The 15,943-nt window shown below is 52.8% G+C and carries 13 protein-coding genes; 4 read left to right on the top strand and 9 right to left on the bottom strand.

All coding sequences use genetic code 11. The features are described from left to right. Positions 1-15: 15 nt before the first annotated feature. Positions 16-2,061, bottom strand: a complete 2,046-nt coding sequence (metG, locus tag GmarT_RS27940; protein WP_002645414.1) for a methionine--tRNA ligase — start codon at positions 2,059-2,061, stop codon at positions 16-18. A 218-nt stretch (positions 2,062-2,279) separates the two neighbouring features. After that, on the bottom strand, positions 2,280-3,287 hold the full coding sequence (locus GmarT_RS27935) for a CNNM domain-containing protein (RefSeq protein ID WP_044237020.1): 1,008 nt from the start codon (positions 3,285-3,287) through the stop codon (positions 2,280-2,282). Positions 3,288-3,648: 361 nt separating this feature from the next. On the opposite strand from GmarT_RS27935, the gene GmarT_RS27930 reads away from it, so the two are divergent. From GmarT_RS27930 to GmarT_RS27920, 3 genes are all read left to right on the top strand, one after another. Beyond that, positions 3,649-5,145 carry a hypothetical protein gene (locus GmarT_RS27930; RefSeq protein ID WP_002645416.1) on the top strand — a complete coding sequence of 499 codons (1,497 nt, stop codon included), beginning with the start codon at positions 3,649-3,651 and terminating at the stop codon, positions 5,143-5,145. A gap of 69 nt (positions 5,146-5,214) precedes the next feature. Beyond that, positions 5,215-6,189 carry a sugar phosphate isomerase/epimerase family protein gene (locus GmarT_RS27925; protein WP_002645417.1) on the top strand — a complete coding sequence of 325 codons (975 nt, stop codon included), beginning with the start codon at positions 5,215-5,217 and terminating at the stop codon, positions 6,187-6,189. A 3-nt stretch (positions 6,190-6,192) separates the two neighbouring features. After that, a complete protein-coding gene (locus GmarT_RS27920) occupies positions 6,193-7,314 on the top strand; it encodes a glycosyltransferase family 4 protein (protein WP_002645418.1) in 1,122 nt (373 codons plus the stop codon). A gap of 16 nt (positions 7,315-7,330) precedes the next feature. Here the strand turns inward: GmarT_RS27920 and GmarT_RS27915 are convergent, their stop codons facing one another. The 7 genes from GmarT_RS27915 to GmarT_RS27885 all read right to left on the bottom strand — a co-directional run bounded on the left by GmarT_RS27915 (position 7,331) and on the right by GmarT_RS27885 (position 14,158). Beyond that, the gene (locus GmarT_RS27915; RefSeq protein ID WP_002645419.1) at positions 7,331-7,735 is read right to left on the bottom strand and encodes a hypothetical protein; all 405 of its coding nucleotides are present in this window, start codon (positions 7,733-7,735) and stop codon (positions 7,331-7,333) included. Between the two features lie 148 nt (positions 7,736-7,883). Next, positions 7,884-9,098 carry a hypothetical protein gene (locus GmarT_RS27910; protein ID WP_149303514.1) on the bottom strand — a complete coding sequence of 405 codons (1,215 nt, stop codon included), beginning with the start codon at positions 9,096-9,098 and terminating at the stop codon, positions 7,884-7,886. Beyond that, complete coding sequence (gene guaB, locus GmarT_RS27905) at positions 9,037-10,521, bottom strand: IMP dehydrogenase (RefSeq protein ID WP_002645421.1); 1,485 nt, start codon at positions 10,519-10,521, stop codon at positions 9,037-9,039. The genes GmarT_RS27910 and guaB overlap by 62 nt, the downstream gene beginning before the upstream one ends. Before the next feature lie 113 nt (positions 10,522-10,634). Continuing rightward, positions 10,635-11,555 (bottom strand): 16S rRNA (adenine(1518)-N(6)/adenine(1519)-N(6))-dimethyltransferase RsmA, encoded by a 921-nt coding sequence (gene rsmA, locus GmarT_RS27900; protein ID WP_002645422.1) that lies wholly within the window; start codon positions 11,553-11,555, stop codon positions 10,635-10,637. After that, complete coding sequence (locus GmarT_RS27895) at positions 11,542-12,159, bottom strand: riboflavin synthase (RefSeq protein ID WP_002645423.1); 618 nt, start codon at positions 12,157-12,159, stop codon at positions 11,542-11,544. Before GmarT_RS27895 ends, rsmA begins: the two co-directional genes overlap by 14 nt. Positions 12,160-12,213: 54 nt before the next feature. Further along, entirely contained in the window at positions 12,214-13,104 is an 891-nt protein-coding gene (gene pssA / locus GmarT_RS27890; RefSeq protein ID WP_002645424.1) for a CDP-diacylglycerol--serine O-phosphatidyltransferase, read from the bottom strand. Further along, positions 13,085-14,158, bottom strand: coding sequence for a phosphatidylserine decarboxylase (locus tag GmarT_RS27885; RefSeq protein ID WP_198139401.1), 1,074 nt, complete (start codon positions 14,156-14,158; stop codon positions 13,085-13,087). The genes pssA and GmarT_RS27885 overlap by 20 nt, the downstream gene beginning before the upstream one ends. Positions 14,159-14,640: 482 nt before the next feature. Between GmarT_RS27885 and eno the strand changes: the two genes are divergently transcribed. Continuing rightward, positions 14,641-15,915: a phosphopyruvate hydratase gene (gene eno, locus GmarT_RS27880; protein ID WP_002645427.1), complete on the top strand. Its 1,275-nt coding sequence runs from the start codon at positions 14,641-14,643 to the stop codon at positions 15,913-15,915. Positions 15,916-15,943 lie beyond the last annotated feature (28 nt).

The raw sequence follows: 15,943 nt of genomic DNA, 5'->3' as shown, positions 1-15,943 counted from the left end.
CTTCGGATTTCGCATTTAATGTACGCGTTGACCGGGGACTGCCCCTTCGTCCGGCGAGAGTAGAAAGACGTCTTTCCCACCCGGTCCAGAGGCCAGCACCATACCTTCGCTCGTACCAAACCGCATTTTGCGGGGCTTGAGGTTGGCACAGCAGATCACCAGCCGACCGACCAGTTCTTCCGGGTTATACGCACTCTTGATGCCGGCAAACACATTGCGGCGTTCATCGCCTCCCAGGCTGAGCGTCAGCTGCAGCAGCTTATTGGCTTCGGGAACCGAGTTTGCTTCCACAATCCGGGCGACGCGCAGATCAACTTTGACGAAATCATCAATCGTGCATTCTTCCGACATCGGCTCCTGCTCAAGGGCCTCTCCGCTGTCGTTCCATTGTGAGGCTGCTGCTTCACTTTCAGCAGCGGCAACATCTTCTCTTGCTTCTTCAGTCATGGCTTGTACCTGTTTTTCTTCTATTCGTTTAAACATATGCTGGAATTTATTGACGGCCGTTCCTGCCAATGGAGTCTGTGCCTGATCCCAGTTTACAATCGGATCATTCAACAGTGCGCCGGTCTGCTCGGAGAGCTGCGGCAGAACCGGGGTCAGATAGATCACAATCTGCTGATAGAGATTGAGCGATATAGTACAAATATCTTGAAGCTCTGCCTGACGACTTCCATCTTTTTTTACTTCCCAGGGTTTTTTGTCGTCCCAGAATTTATTGGCGCGATCCGCCAGCGCGAGAATTTCTCTCATTGCGCCATTGTAATCACAGGCTTCATAAGCGGCGGCAATCGCATCGCTGCGGCTGGCGGCGTGCGCGAACAGACCGCCGTCCTCTGGATAGGCAGCAGACAGGCCCGTCTTCGCCACGAACTTTGCCGAGCGACTCGCCAGGTTGACCACCTTGCCGACCAGATCGGAATTCACTTTCTGAATGAATTCATCCAGGTTCAGATCCAGGTCATCCAGTCTCGGTCCCAGTTTGGAAGCGTAATAGTAACGCAGGCAAGCGGGATCGAGGTGATTCAGATACGTCGCCGCTTTGACGAAGGTCCCTTTGGATTTGGACATTTTTTCGCCATCCACGGTCAGGAATCCGTGAATGTGGACTTTCTCAGGCAGATTGAAACCAGCTGTTTTCAGCATGGCGGGCCAGAACAGCGTATGAAAATAAGTAATGTCTTTGCCGATGAAGTGATGCACTTCGGTTTCGGGGTTCTTCCACCACTGGTCGAAGTCTTCGCCGTGCTTTTCACACCATTCGAGGGTGGAGGCGATGTAACCGATGGGCGCGTCGAACCAGACGTACCAGTAATTACCGGGGCTGTCCGGAATTTCAAATCCGAAGTAAGGCGCAGGGCGGGAGATATCCCAGTCACGCAGTGGGTCACCCAGGAAGTGCCCTTTCAGATAGTTGGCGACTTCGGACTGCAGATGTTCGCCTGACTGCGTCCATTCAACCAGGAAGCCGTGCAGGTCTTCAATGCGGACAAACAGATGGCTGGCGGTACGCAGTTCGGGCGTGGTATTCGACAGCGTACTGATCGGATCAGCCAGGTCGGCGGGTGTGTAGGTGCTGCCGCATTTATCGCAGTTGTCGCCATACTGATCGGGGGCTTTACATTTGGGACAGGTCCCTTTGACAAAGCGATCGGCCAGAAATGTATTTTCCTGTACGTCGAACAGCTGAGTCACTTCTTTCTCAACGACCAGGTCAGCGGTGCGTAATGCTTCCCAGATTTCGTAACACAGCTTGCGATTCTGTTCGCTGTTGGTGCTGCCGTAATTATCGAATTCGATGTTGAAACCGGCGAAGTCAGTAATGTGTTTCTGCTGAACATCAGCGATCAGCGCTTCTTCCGATCGGCCTTCCTGGCGGGCGCGGATCATAATCGCTGTTCCATGCGTATCGTCAGCACAGAAGAAGCGGCAGGCGTGGCCGCGCAGTTTCTGGAACCGCACCCAGATGTCTGTCTGGATGTATTCCACAAGGTGGCCGATGTGAATATCACCGTTGGCGTATGGCAGAGCCGCGGTGACTAAGATGCGACGTTGGGTCATAATAATTCCGAAAATGGTTAATTCTGGTCAGGCGTCTGAACGAACGTGTTCTAATCAGACACGGAAAACGAGGCAGGGTTCTCCCGAATGGCCTGCAGATCAATGCTCGCAGATACGAATTTCGTGTCCGGTTGAGCTTTGATTGTTCAATGGGCGTTGATTGTACGCCCCACAGCCTGATCCCGCAATCCAGCCGAAAAACAGCGAAAATCAGCCGCTTAAAGGTTCGCGCGGGTCATCATCAGCGGGCTGTCGGAAGAACACAGGGCTTTCACCAGATCCAGCTGGCTCACGATGCCCACCTGTTTGTCATTTTCGAAAATGGCTCCGTAAGCGGAAGAAGAGTTTCTCAAAATATAAAGAGACTCCAGCATACTGAAATCAGACTGCAGACGTGGCATGTTATAGACGGCGGGAATAATGGGTGACGGCGAGGTGATCAGATCGACCAGCTTCAGGTAAGATGTCCATTCACTGGAATTGCCTCGGGCACGAATGGGGATGAATGAGAGCTGATTCCGTTGTGCCAGTTGAATAATGTCTCCCGCGTCTGTGGTACGCGTGACTCCCGTAATCTGATTCTGTGGGATCATCAGCTTCTTCACAGACTGGGCCGCCGTATTGAACATGCCCCGCACCAGCTGCTTCTGGGAATTACTCAACAGGCCTTCCAGGTGTCCTTCTTCCAGCACTTTCACCAGGCGTTGTCGTCCCAGGACCAGCTGTGCCGGCTTATTGCGATCGGGCGAAAAGCGTTCCAGGTAACGTGTGATGGCGACCAGCGGGGTGCTGATCAGCCAGAACGCCCGATAAAAGAAATCGAACCAGCGACTGTAACGTTTCAATAACATGGAAGGCGAGCGGTAGTACAGATTTTTGGGTACCATTTCACCAAAGATAAAGATGATCGGCGTGAAGAGAATCGTGGTCACGATTTCTGCAGAGCCTCCTGATTGCTGAAAGACTTCGGCGATACCGATTGAAATGGCGATGGTCGTCAGATCATTGGCCAGGTTATTTCCGATCAAAGTGGTCGCGACAAAATAGCTCGGGTTTTGTGCATACCAGCAGAGCCGCTTGGCGATCGGATCTCCCTCGTTCGCATCGATATTCAACCGCAGAAAGCTGACGCGATAGAAGCCGGTTTCTGATCCACTGAACAGGGCCGATAGCCGCATGCCAATGGCAAACAAGGCCACTGCACCAAGAAGAGGAAGCCAGTTCAACGTAGAATACAACCTTCAGCAGGAATAGAAACACGAACACTTTTCGGACGGAGCACTCTCCGACTGTCGTGAATTCTCTTGAAACCACGCGCAACTTGCAAGAGGTGCTTTATGAACCGTCCTGAAAATCAGTTACTATTTTCCCGCTCACAGAATGCAGGGACTACCATTTTTGTGATTGATGACCTATGTTTTAGTAACAATACGGTTGCCCAGACTTCGCATTTTGACATGAGTGCCGCCAGAACGACTGCCGCTCCGCCTCTGGCTCGATCAGGAAGTCACGCAGCTGTAAATATACTGCCCTAAGTTGCTATTCAGTAAAGATTTAACCCGACTCTGTTCAAATAAGTGGATATTTATGAAAGTTCAACAGTTTCTGGAGCATCACGGAATTAAAGAGAATCCGTTCGGGCAGGAAGACGCGCAAAGCGATCACGTTTTCAAGGAATTCTGTCTCAACGGCACGCATCATCCGGTCTGGGACAAAATATTTTCCAATCCGACCAACCCGTCCACGTCGGTGGTGTTCGGCGAAAAAGGAGCCGGTAAAACCGCCATCCGCATGCAGATGATTGAGCAACTGCAAAAGCATAATACAAGCCATCCCGAAAATCGTGTACTGGTGATTGAATACGACGACTTCAATCCCTTTCTGGACTGTTTCCGCGAACGCTATTCAGGACGCAATCGCCGTCCAGAGCGACTGCTCTCTCACTGGCGGTTATGGGATCACATGGATGCCATTCTCTCACTCGGCGTGACACAATTGATCGGTGAGATGATTGAGCCAGACGAATCTGCTGATAACAACATCAAATCCGTTTCCAAAGCGCAGGTGTCGAATCTGACGCACCTGGAAAAACGCGATCTGCTGCTGCTGGCGGCGTTTTATGACAACAGCCTCGATATGCCAGCCGTTCAACGCTGGAATCGACTGCGGAAAAAATTGAAATTCTCCTGCTGGAAAACGGAATGGGAACGGGCCCTGGGTTTTCTGGTGACGGTTGTCACGGTCGGCCTGGTGTTTTACCTGGGGAACTGGAAAGATTTCAGCAAGTGGTGGATCTGGCTGATCATGTTTGCCGGCTGGGCACCCTGGTTGTGGCGACAGACAACACTGCTCTGGAAAGCCTGGCGGGTGACGCGCGAAGTCCGCGTCTTTGATCATCTGCCTAACGCGCTGCGAAAAATTCTTTCGCGCATCGAACGGCGGGAACTTGCCGGACAGCCAATCCCCTATCGGGACCGCAGCGATGACCGGTACGAACTGCTCACCAAATTTCAAACCATCCTCAAAAAAATGGGATTCACGAATATCGTGATTCTGGTAGACCGGGTCGATGAACCGCATCTGGTCAATGGCTCGGCGGAACGCATGCGGGATCTGCTCTGGCCCATGTTCGATAATAAACTGCTCAAACATCCGGGCATCGCGTTCAAGCTGCTGCTCCCCTCTGATGTGGTCTACTATCTGCAGCGCGAAGAAAAAGAATTCTACGAACGTTCGCGGCTGGATAAGCAGAACCTGGTGACATCACTGGACTGGACCGGTGAGTCATTGTATGACGTCGCCTGCGATCGAGTGCGGGCCTGTGCCATAGAACCCGGCTCCAATCTGTCCATTAAAGATCTGTTCGATGATTCAATCTCGGAACAGGAACTGATCGGTCAGTTTGCCCAACTGCGGGTGCCCCGACATTTATTCAAGTTTCTGTATCGGCTGATTGTGGATCACTGTAATCGTTATACCGTGGATAATCCCAACTGGAAAATCAACCGGGAAACGCAGCAGAAAGTGCTCAGCCTGTTTCAGCGGGACCTGGAAGCCTTTGACCGGGGCATGGGAACAGGTTGAAAATGGTCTGCGCATCCGGTAGCTTTAATGGATAACCAACCCTTTAAACAGCCCACCGGAATCAACTGAATGCAAACCAATCTCAATCGACGTGAAATGCTGGCGGCCGCCGGCGGTCTCCTGGCAGCAGGGATCGCTGCACCTGCAACCGCGACCGCGGGTACGAACCGCACGCGCACCGCTGCAGAACCATTTGGTTATTGTTTCAACACCAGCACCATCCGTGGTCAGAAACTGGGGATCGTCGAGCAGATCGATCTGACGTCCCAGGCCGGCTACGATTCGATTGAACCCTGGCTGCGCGACATCGACGAATATGTAAAAGCCGGCGGCTCGCTGTCAGACCTCAAGAAACGCATCGACGATGCCGGACTGACGGTTGAAAGTGCGATTGGCTTTGCCCAGTGGATTGTCGACGATGACGCTGCACGAAAAGAGGGGCTGGAAGTTGCGAAGCGGGATATGGACACGCTCCGTCAGATTGGCGGCATCCGCATTGCGGCCCCTCCGACCGGCGCAACAAAACAGACCGATCTCAATCTGTTCAACGCTGCAAAACGGTATCGCGCGTTGCTGGAACTGGGCGACCAGATGGACGTGATTCCCCAGGTCGAAGTCTGGGGCTTCTCCAGTTCATTGTCGCGACTGGGAGAATCGATGTTCGTCGCCATTGAGAGCGGGCATCCCAAAGCGTGTCTGCTGCCTGACGTTTATCACATCTACAAAGGGGGGTCTGACTTCGCCGGGCTCGGTCTGCTCAGTCGTTCTGCCATCCAGGTCTTTCATGTAAATGACTATCCCGCCAATCCACCACGTGAGACCATCAACGATTCCCACCGCGTCTATCCCGGCGATGGAGTGGCCCCTTTGACTGAGATTTTCCGGATGATTCATCAGGCCGGCTTCCGCGGAACGTTATCGCTGGAACTGTTCAATCGCGATTACTGGCAGCAGGATCCGCTGGAAGTCGCGAAGACAGGACTGCAAAAAACGAAGGCAGCCGTCCTGTCGGCGAAACTCGATCAACCGGTCAAAGCGGACTGATTCGTGAAACGTATTGCCCTCCTGTTTGAGTTCGGCTCTTTGAACGGAGGCGAACATTCGATGCTGGCAGTACTCTCACGGGTGCATGGAAAGTCGTTCGAGTTTACGGCCTTTTGTCCTCCTGAAAGTCTGTTGCAGTCTGCGCTGGAACAGATCGGCATTGAGTGTCATCCCGTTTTGTTTCACGATGCACACGGGCAGCGCCTGTCGCGGGAAGCGATTGGGAATCAACTCATTCCCGTTCTGAAGTCTGGGGCCTTTGATCTGCTGCATGCGAACAGTCTCTCAATGTCGCGACTGACAGGGGCACTCGCCGCCCAGATACCGGTTCCCTGCTCCGGGCATCTGCGGGATATCATCAAACTGAGTCGTGCCGCAATTCACGATCTGAACCAGAATCAGCGGCTGGCGGCGGTGTCAGCAGCAACCCGTGACTTTCATATCAGTCGAGGCCTTGACCCTGACCGGGTCACCGTCTGCTATAACGGCGTCGATATCGAGCGTTTTCAACCACGACCGGCGACTGGTGCTTTGAAACAGGAACTGGGACTCGCTCCAGAGACTCAACTCTGTCTGACCATCGGTCAAATTGGTTTACGCAAAGGCCAGGATGTGCTGGCGAATGCGGCCCGCTTGCTGGCAGAGCAGGGGGATCGGCACACGCATTTTCTACTGGTGGGAGAGCGTCATTCGCAGAAACAGGAGAGCATCGACTTTGACCAGGCACTCGACGCCGCGTTTGAGCTACCTGGTTTAAAAGGTCGGCTGCACCGACTTGGATATCGCGAAGACATCAACTTCCTCATGAACGAAGCCGACCTGCTCGTGCATCCTGCGAAACAGGAACCCCTGGGGCGGGTACTGCTGGAAGCGATTGCCAGTGGCTTGCCGATTGTTGCGACCGAAGTGGGGGGGACACAGGAAATCGTGACGCACGACGTTTCTGCCTTGCTGGTTCCCCCGGGCAATGCTGAGTTACTGGCAGACGCGATGAATCGGATGTTAAATGATCCTGGTCTCAGCCAGTCACTGGCACAGTCAGCGCGGTTGCAGTCTCTGGAACTATTCACGAGCGAACAGGCGGGTGAGCGTTTGAAAGCGTTCTGGGATGGTTTGACTGGTTGAGTCTGAGCGACCGATCTCAGGGGCGATCGTTAGGGTGGAATTCTTCCCAGCGTTTCCAGGCGTAAGCCCATTCCATCCACAGTCGCAGCACGGACCAGAGGATCCGCATTTTGCTGAGTTGATCGGGGGGCAGCTTGCCCTGCGATTCGACAGCATTCTGGGTGGCTGATGCCAGACCCCAGTGACTGGCCAGTTCCCGACAGAGATTGTCGGCTGTCAGATCAATTTCCGCTTCTTCTGAGACAAAGCCGGCAGCGTCCGCCATCACGAACAGTTCAAACAGTTGGCTGCGATAGGGATCCAGCTCCAGTGGTTTGGTTTCTGCTTCTGCTTCGCTGACTAACCTGGCCACTCGCTGGATGATATCATTGGCTAATTCACGGGAGGCAGAAGAGACATTGTTTGCGGAGTCACGAGACATAGGACTGAAAATCACTCTCAAAATAGCAGGATGGATGAAACAGATAACAAAAACACACCCTGATCCAGGGGATCAAGGTGTGTTTAGAGAATATCGAATTTGTCACTGTTCAGCAACTACCACTTAGCTGCGAATCCCCTTGTGGGATTTATGGGAGCAGGAAGATCAGACCGGTTGCTGTAAGTCCTTCAGTAACTGCTGCTTTGGTATTCCAGGGGATTCCATTGATGCGTTTCGGAATATTAGGTTCACCCGGACGATAAAATCCCAGAGGATACATTTTTTTCCTCACGGGGTCGATGCTCATCTGGTAAGGCAATGCGAGTAACTGACCGGTGAACCGGCCGACGGAGACAAATGGCTGTACCAGATCGCGGCGTGAGTAACCATAGCGTTCCAGGTTGGGATCTTCAAAATAGAGTGGGTTATAATTGATGTCAGAAGCTTCCCAGGTATAAATGCTTTCGGTGAAGTTACGACCCGAGTAAGGTTCATGGCTCAATTGGAATTCGCGAGGGCAGGCCAGGATGTGTTCCCCCTGTTCATCGGAAGTTTTACAGGGTTTCCCGTCCGGTCGCGGGCACAGGTTGCGACAGGGCTCGTTTTTGGCAATTTCAGGATCAGGCTCGTAGTTGAAGAACGGGTTGATGCCGGCAATCTTCTTCAACATATGAGGCGTTTCGTCTTCCAGAAAATCTGGAGAATTGGGGTCCAGGCCAGGTACAGGATCGGCCGGTTCATATGTGTTTTGAGTATTGATGTAAGTCGAACCTGCAGTCTGAGTATCCGGGAAGACCGGTACAATCTGCTGTGGCTGACTGACAGGAGCCGGTCCTTTGAATTCCAGATTTTTTGCTGTTGTCGTCGGTCCAGACGGATTCTGTTCCAGGCCGATCGTTTTATAAGATTCTGCTCCGGGTGCAACAGGCGTGCTCACCGGTGTGCTGAAGCTGGTTGCTGCCGGGGCTTTGTTAAGTGCACCGGTGGCAGCCGGTGTTTGCGGCATGTCATCGGGAATCTGGCGGAACTCGGGAACGAATTCCAGTTCATCACTGTTGCGGCTGATTTTACGCTGCTCGCGACGATCTTTGCGTTCCTGTTTTTTCAGTTCGCGTTTGTTCTCTTTCGCCAGCGATTCCCAGCGTTGTTCGGGAGAACGGGTTTTGAGTTCTTCCCAGGTTTGCGCTGTCGAACTGGACTGGGACAGAAACGGATCGGTGGATGTCGCAGGCTCACCAGCAAATGAGTAAGGGCATGATCCCAGCGCGATCGTCACGGTCAACAGCCACCGCAGGCGGCGACTATTCCATGGGCGAATGCTCGGCTGTGTAATTTGGTGCTTCTTGAGTAACTGCAATATCATGCGGATGGTTCTCCCTGACCGTTGCTGCTGAAACCTGAATAAATCGAGCTTCGGTACGCATTTCCGCGATAGACTGGACACCCAGGTAACCCATGCCGGCCCGTAGTCCTCCTACAAGCTGATAGAGCAGATTCTGCAGCGGGCCTTTGTAGGGCACGCGACCTTCTACTCCTTCCGGAACGAGTTTTTTAGCTGTGTCCTTTCCATCTTGATTAATAGAACTTTGACGGTAACGTTCGCTACTGCCTTTAACCATCGCTCCCATTGACCCCATACCACGATAACGCTTGAAACTGCGTCCCTGGTAAAGAATCAATTCGCCCGGACTCTCATCCAGACCTGCGAGCAAACCTCCCAACATCACCGTATGGGCACCCGCTGCCAGTGCCTTGGCAATATCTCCACTGTATCGAATCCCTCCATCGGCGATGACCGGAATTCCCGACCCCTCCAATGCCTTGGCGGCATTGGAAATGGCCGTTAACTGCGGTACACCGACACCGGAAATAATTCGTGTCGTACAGATTGAACCAGGACCAATGCCGACCTTGACGGCATCTGCACCCGCATCTGCCAGGTCACGGGCACCCTGTTCTGTCGCCACATTACCGGCAACGACATCGATGTCCCATTGCTTTTTGATTTCTCTGACGGTCTCGATCACATTGCCTGAATGGCCGTGTGCACTGTCAACAACCAGGAGATCAACCCCTTTTTCAATCAGTAAAGCGGCTCGTTCATAATCGCGTACACCAACGGCAGCTCCCACTCGCAGCCGACCTCGTGAATCTTTAGAGGCCAGAGGGAACTGCATCGTCTTGTCGATGTCTTTAATTGTTATAAGCCCCTTCAGTTGATAATTTTCGTCAACCAGCAGAAGTTTCTCGACCTTATTTTCTAATAATATCCGCTGAGCCGCTTCAAGCGTTGTATCTTCTTTAGCCGTTACAAGCTTGTCTTTCGTCATAACCTCGGAAATAGACTTGTCTGGCGTGTCTAAAAATCGCAGGTCCCTACTCGTTAAAATTCCTACAAGCTTCCCATTTTTCGTGACGGGGACACCGCCGATATTCCTGCGTTTCATGATTTCGGCAGCTTCAGCGACCGTGGCTTCCGGCGGCAGGGTGACAGGATCGACGATAACCCCATGTTCACTCCGCTTGACCACGTCAACGAGCATCGCCTGCTGTTCGGCTGTCATATTCTTGTGAATGATGCCAATGCCCCCCTCCTGGGCCATCCCGATCGCCATGTCACTTTCGGTCACTGTATCCATGGGACTGCTGATGATCGGAACATTCAGAGGGATATTTCTGGTAAGCTGTGTGGCAACACTGACTTCCGATGGCATTATTTCACTGTATGCAGGTTGCAGTAAGACGTCATCAAATGTAATTCCCTGACAGATAATGCGATCTTCCATTGTTCCTCTCCTTAACACGACGCTTGAATATTTTTGCTGTTTATATGTAATTTAATTCAAAGTTATTTTTGATGAACGCATTTTAGGCACTGCCTGGAAGGCAGGCAATTTTTTTACCGTTTTGCCTGTTGTGCGATCTGTTCCTGAAACGAGTTAGCCAGTTCAATCAGTTCGGGAACATTCAGTTCTTCGGCCCGTGTTTTTTCTTTATCAATCCCATGGGATAACAGGATTGCGTCGACGTCCGCTTTGGGTAGCTGTTTGCTGTACATCCCCACGAGGGTACTCCGCATCAGTTTACGGCGATGCTGAAACACTCTGCGGAGAAAGTCCTGAAAGAAGACCCGGTCGACAATCTTCTGTTTGAGTGGCGGATTGGGTGTGAGCTGAACGATGGCCGAATCGACTCCGGGACGCGGCCAGAAGACCGTTGGCCCCAGTTTCTTCAGCAGCTTCACAAAACACTGTGACTGCAACCAGACCGACAGGGCACCGTAATTGGACGAGGTTGGCTTACAGGCCATCTTCAACCCGAGTTCGTACTGAATCGTCACAACCATGCGATTCCAGGGCAGATCGGAGGCCACGATATTCGAGATGATCGGCGTTGCCACATTGTAAGGCAGGTTTGCCACCAGCTTGAGCTGACTGCCCGGATGCGCTTCCAGTTGAGCGGCAATTTCATCGAGCACGATCGGGGACATATGGTTTTTATTTTTTAACGCATCACAGTTCAGCAGCGTGATGTTGTCGTATTTCTGTGTCGCTTCCTGTGCCAGGGTGTGCATGTTGCGGTCGTATTCCACCGTGATCACATGCGCTGCCTGTTGCGCCATGAAGGTGGTCATGCCTCCCGTGCCGGTTCCGACTTCAAGCACAATATCGTTGGGCTGGATATGGCCGTGTTCAACAACGTACTCGATGATATTCAGATCGATCAGAAAGTTCTGGCCCAGATCAGAGCGCGGGTTAAAGCCATGCCGCTCAAAGAGCTGCATTAAATAAGATCGAGTCTGCCTTTCATCTTCTTTCATTGAAACCATCTGATGTTATGGGAATCAGTTTCTGTACATACTTCCCGAGGATGTCCGTTTCGATATTCACGACGCTGCCCACCTGTTTCTGGCCCAGGGTGGTCACTTCCAGCGTATGCGGTATCAAAGCGATACTGAAGGCTGCCGGCTGGCATTCCACAACTGTCAGGCTGATCCCGTCAATCGTGACCGAACCTTTCGCAACCATCTGCAGTGCTAATGCTTCCGGTATATTGAACCACATCGTGATCCACTCCCCATCCCTGTCGATCGATTTGATCGTACCGACGCCATCCACGTGGCCCTGGACAAAATGCCCGCCGAGTCTGCCGTTGGCTGCCAGGGGACGCTCCAGGTTGACTTCATCGCCCGGTGCCAGCAAACCCAGGTTGGTTTTGGCAAGGGTTTCCGCGCCCGCCTGAAATTTCAGGAAGCCGACTGCGATTTCAACGACCGTCAGGCAGCATCCGTTGATGGCCACACTGTCTCCCATGTGGGCATCATTCGTTATCCATTCCGGAATCGCAAGCGTTAAATCGATGGCGGAGCCGTCCTTCTCCAGAAGATGAACGGTACCTCGACCCTCGACCAGTCCCGTAAACATCGGCGACAGTACCTTCAAGGTTCGATTAAAGGGGGAGTTAAACGTGCCAGTTTCTCAAATTTGTTTCGATTTGTATAGTCGTCCAGAGACAACTTCTTCCCAAAAAGCACGAATTGGAGACGAAAACGCGAAATAACAGAACAGAACCGGGATGGCCAGCTCCTGAACCAGAAACACCAGCGCCATCGAAAAGACCAGTTGCAGCACATGGCGACGGCTGCGCTGACCTCTGAACAGTTGATTAAAAACATGCGAATAACGAATCCGCGAGACCATCAACGCCGCGACCGCCAGTGTGATCCAGGGGAGCGACCAGGCGACCGCGGGGATCAACCAGTCGGCAATCGACTTGGCCAGGGTATCGTGTTCCGTCTCCGCCAGTTTGTAGATTCCCCGCATCGCGATGAGAAAGGAAGCCACAACTCCTGCAGCGGCTGGTGAAGGAAGACCGCTGAACCCTTCATGCGTATCTTCCTCTTCTGTTTCCACATTGAATCGCGCCAGCCTCAGGATCGTACAGACGGCAAACAGCAGCGCAATGACCCATAACAGCCGGGGATGATAATCCGTGCGAAACTGGACCATCTGCAGCATCAGAAATGCCGGCGCCACTCCGAAACTGATGGCATCACACAGGCTGTCGAGCTGGGCACCAAATTCACTGGTCTGGTTGGCCCAGCGGGCGGCGCTCCCATCCAGCGCATCAAACAGCATCGCCACGAAAATCAAAACCGCGGCGATAAACAGGTGCTGATTTTCAAATGAATTATACAGGCCCGGTGAAGTTCCCAGCATGCGGGTCAGGCCACCACCATTGGCTGCCTGTCCCAGATATTCCGGACCGACCTTCGCCGCATAGGTAATCGCACCAAATCCGCAGGCCGCATTTCCCAGTGTCAGCAGCGTCGGGAGCACGGCGATCAGTTTACGCTTCTTTGTCATCATTGGATGCCTTCCCCATTGGTGTCACACTCTCTGCAGCATCCGTGTACTTTGCCAGAATCGTCGATCCTGCCAGCAGCTTATCACCTGGTTTGGTGAGGATTTCCAGGCCTGGTTCCCTGGGAAACACGATTACCGTCCTTGAGCCCAGTTTAATCATGCCAAACTGCTGGCCCTTTTCTAATTCATCGCCTGGTTTGATGCGGCAGACAATGCGGCGGGCAATCGCGCCGGTAATCTGCTGCACCAGCATCGGCCGGTTCGTGGGTGCCGGCATCTGCAGGTAAACTTCCAGACGCTCATTCTCGCGCGTGGATTCCGGTCGCAGTGCGTTCAGACATTTACCCGGTTTATAAGCGAGTTTGATAATTCTGCCGGCGACCGGCATGCGGTTGATGTGCACATTGAAGATCGACAGGAAAATGCCGATCTCAATCGCCGGGCCGCCTATGAATTCATGATGTTCGATTTCTTCGATCGTATCAAACGTGCCATCGGCGGGAGAAACGATGACGCCTTCGCCCGCCGGAATCGTGCGATTCGGATTGCGAAAGAACCAGACAATTTCCAGACCGAACAGAAGCAGAGTGAACGCCAGCAGCCAGCCGAAAATCGCGACCAGACCCGATGCCTGAAAGGACAGCAGCAGTCCTGCCGTCAACGCTGCACCGCCGAAGAACAGGGTGGAGAGCACGATCAGTTCTGCCAGTCCTTCCCGCGCAAACGGGAGCCGACTGCGATAGGCAAACGGATCGTCAGCTGCTTCCCAGTAATACCCCCCCTGATTTTCATGGTACTTCAGATCGCGCGGATCGAGTACTTCATGCGGGCAGGGATTGAAATCCCCCTTGCGACTGCTCTGCATCTTCTGCACGTAGCCGCGCCGAAATGTCTTCAGCCAGAACCGCCGCCAGCGTCCCCAGAGCATCTCCAGATTGATAATGATCCCGCCGCCCGGCTGAATCGTGGTCAACTGGGGGTCCATGGCTTCCACGTTCAGGAGGGGATAGGACGTGCCAGAAGTCTCTGGGTGATTGTGTTGTGAAGTTGAACTCATCGGAAAACGGTTTCGAACAAGACAGATGGTAAAGGCGTTTTAAATGAAGGTGGCAGACTGCATTTCAGCCTGAGACCGGAACAGGACAGTCTAACAAGTCTCAGAGTGCCTGACGAGATTCGGGATTCCACCCTGCAGTGAATTATCTGTAATCCTCGATCCCAAATCCCCGAATCGAAAAAAACAGTCCATTCTGACAGCATTATCGCGGGATGGTGTTCAGTCGGAAAGCCATTCCATTCAAGGGTTTTCGTCATTCAGAGAGCCTTCCTGACCTGTGCGCGAACTCTCTGGACCTTGCAGCAGCGTAACCGCCCGGGTGCCTGAAAGATTCATACAATCTAAACCCAGTCATTTGAGCTGACACCCTGTTTCTGCTAAAAAGATGCTTCTCTGAGAGTCTTTGTATCGAACAATGTTGATGTGTCACACAATCAGCTGCTCGAGTTCATTTCATAGAAGTAATTGAGGAAACACAAACGATGAGTATTGCCATTAGTTCCGTTCATGCCCGTGAAATTCTAGACAGCCGCGGGAACCCCACTGTGGAAGTGGATATTGAACTGGAAGACGGAACTGTCGGACGCGCCGCTGTACCCAGTGGTGCCAGCACGGGGATGCATGAAGCCTGTGAACTGCGTGATGCAGACAAAAAAGATCGCTTTCTGGGCAAAGGGGTTCAGCAGGCTGTCGAAAATGTGAATACAGAAATCGCGGACGTTCTGGTCGATCTGGATGTCTGTGATCAATTACTGATTGACCGGGTCATGCTGGATCTGGATGGAACCGAAAACAAATCGCGCCTGGGTGCCAATGCGATCCTGGCCTGCTCGCTGGCAGCTGCCCATGCAGCAGCTCACGCTTCTGATCTGCCTCTGTTCCGTTACCTGGGGGGCGTCGGTGCCAACCGTCTGCCCGCTCCGATGATGAACATCATCAACGGTGGTGAGCACGCCAGCAACGGCATCGACCTGCAGGAATTCATGGTCATGCCTCTGGGCTTCGACAACTTCAGTGATTCTCTGCGTTGCGGTACCGAAATCTTCCATTCGCTGAAGAAAGTACTTTCTTCCAAAGGTTTGAGCACTGCCGTTGGTGACGAAGGGGGTTTTGCTCCCGATCTGCCCAACAGTGAAGACGCCATCGATGTGATTCTGACGGCGATTGAAAACGCAGGCTACAAAGCCGGCGATCAGGTGAAAATTGCATTGGATGCCGCTTCGACTGAGTTCTATAACTCGGAAACCGGTATCTACACCGTCGAAGGACGCGAGTTCGATTCCGCCGGCATGGTCGACTTCCTGGCTGCCTGGGTTGATAAATATCCCATCTGCTCCATTGAAGATGGTCTGGCAGAAGATGACTGGGAAGGCTGGAAACTGCTGACCGACCGCGTCGGTGATAAAGTGCAGCTGGTGGGTGACGACCTGTTTGTAACCAATCCCAAACGTCTGCAGCGTGGGATCGATGAAGGTATTGCCAACAGCATCCTGGTGAAAGTGAACCAGATTGGTACGCTTTCTGAAACCATCGAAGCCGTTCAACTGGCTGGCCGCAACGGTTACACCGCCGTCATGAGCCATCGTTCCGGTGAAACCGAAGATACCACCATCGCTGACCTGGCTGTCGCGTTGTGCACCGGTCAGATCAAAACCGGTTCCGCCAGTCGAACTGACCGGATCTGCAAATACAATCAGCTGCTCCGGATCGAAGAAATCCTCGGTACCGAAGCTACCTTCGGTGGCACAATTTCCTGATCGCTGCTTCAAGGTCGAATGAAAATCA

It is taken from the genome of Gimesia maris (assembly GCF_008298035.1).
Lineage (GTDB): Bacteria > Planctomycetota > Planctomycetia > Planctomycetales > Planctomycetaceae > Gimesia > Gimesia maris.
Note: the sequence above shows the minus strand (reverse complement) of the source record. Positions and strands in the feature narration are given on the sequence as shown.

Bases quoted from the DNA above. Each gene is read 5' to 3' on its own strand.
- metG (WP_002645414.1), bottom strand. From the start codon at position 2,061: ATGACCCAACGTCGCATCTTAGTCACCGCGGCTCTGCCATACGCCAAC.
- GmarT_RS27930 (WP_002645416.1), top strand. From the start codon at position 3,649: ATGAAAGTTCAACAGTTTCTGGAGCATCACGGAATTAAAGAGAATCCG.
- GmarT_RS27925 (WP_002645417.1), top strand. From the start codon at position 5,215: ATGCAAACCAATCTCAATCGACGTGAAATGCTGGCGGCCGCCGGCGGT.
- GmarT_RS27915 (WP_002645419.1), bottom strand. From the start codon at position 7,735: ATGTCTCGTGACTCCGCAAACAATGTCTCTTCTGCCTCCCGTGAATTA.
- GmarT_RS27910 (WP_149303514.1), bottom strand. From the start codon at position 9,098: ATGATATTGCAGTTACTCAAGAAGCACCAAATTACACAGCCGAGCATT.
- guaB (WP_002645421.1), bottom strand. From the start codon at position 10,521: ATGGAAGATCGCATTATCTGTCAGGGAATTACATTTGATGACGTCTTA.
- rsmA (WP_002645422.1), bottom strand. From the start codon at position 11,555: ATGAAAGAAGATGAAAGGCAGACTCGATCTTATTTAATGCAGCTCTTT.
- GmarT_RS27895 (WP_002645423.1), bottom strand. From the start codon at position 12,159: ATGTTTACGGGACTGGTCGAGGGTCGAGGTACCGTTCATCTTCTGGAG.
- pssA (WP_002645424.1), bottom strand. From the start codon at position 13,104: ATGATGACAAAGAAGCGTAAACTGATCGCCGTGCTCCCGACGCTGCTG.
- GmarT_RS27885 (WP_198139401.1), bottom strand. From the start codon at position 14,158: ATGAGTTCAACTTCACAACACAATCACCCAGAGACTTCTGGCACGTCC.
- eno (WP_002645427.1), top strand. From the start codon at position 14,641: ATGAGTATTGCCATTAGTTCCGTTCATGCCCGTGAAATTCTAGACAGC.